The organism is Massilia glaciei (assembly GCF_003011895.2).
GTDB lineage: Bacteria > Pseudomonadota > Gammaproteobacteria > Burkholderiales > Burkholderiaceae_D > Telluria_A > Telluria_A glaciei.
The window spans coordinates 1-784 of sequence record NZ_PXWF02000112.1 but is presented as its reverse complement, the minus strand read 5'-3'; the positions used below and the strand labels follow the sequence as shown (position 1 = coordinate 784).

Annotated in this window: 2 protein-coding genes; one reads left to right on the top strand and one right to left on the bottom strand. The window is 53.1% G+C overall.

Going from position 1 to position 784, the window contains the following annotated elements; translation table 11 throughout:
- The coding region (locus C7C56_RS08100) for an RAD55 family ATPase (RefSeq protein ID WP_307719036.1) at positions 1 to 641 on the top strand (641 nt) is incomplete at its 5' end.
- Here the strand turns inward: C7C56_RS08100 and C7C56_RS08095 are convergent.
- On the bottom strand, positions 604 to 784 hold a 181-nt coding region (locus C7C56_RS08095; protein WP_146204340.1), incomplete at its 5' end, for an EAL domain-containing protein. The two genes, C7C56_RS08100 and C7C56_RS08095, sit on opposite strands and share 38 nt — an antisense overlap.

Sequence of the window (784 nt, the reverse complement as noted above, 5' to 3'; positions counted from 1 at the left end):
ACCCGTTAAGTCCGGTGGATTGGGGAGAAACCGGGGTGGTTGCGGCGTTTGAACAACGACCAAGCAAAAAAACGCGCACTCCTCTGCTTGCCAAGCTCGTGCAAAACGGATCGATCAGCGTCGTTGATACCGGCTCCCCCGATCTCTCGATCGATGAGGTGATCAACCTGCTGATAGATGAACTACGGCGCATCAAGGCAACCCGCGTTGTGTTGGACTCACTCTCCAGTTTCGAGCTCGCCTTGGCACCGACATTCCGGGCCGATTTTCGCGAATCGATGTTACGCCTGGTTACCACGATCACCGACGCTGGAGCGACGGTCGTCATGGCGTCCGAACTTGAGGACAGGTACACCGATTTACGTTTCAGCCCTTACGGCACAGCATTTTTAACAGACGCAATCATCGTTCAGCGCTACATCGAAGTCGAAAGCCGGCTGAGGCGCATGATAGCGGTGGTAAAAGTGCGGGCAAGCAAACATTCCGACGAGCTTAGAGAAGACACCATCGACGAAAATGGCCTGCAAATTGGCGAGATGCTTCTTGATCGTGAAGGATTATTAGGAGGACGGCCGACGAAAAGCGGGACCAGCCCCCCTGCGATTAATTATTCGCGCTGCGACCAACCAGGAACGATGTAAATTTCTCGCCGCTCATCGGCCGATTCAGATAGAAACCTTGTACGGTTGTACATTTATTTTCACGCAAAAATTCCAACTGGGTTGAAGTTTCAACGCCTTCGGCGATGACGTGGTGCTGCAAGCCGATTCCGATTCCGATGATC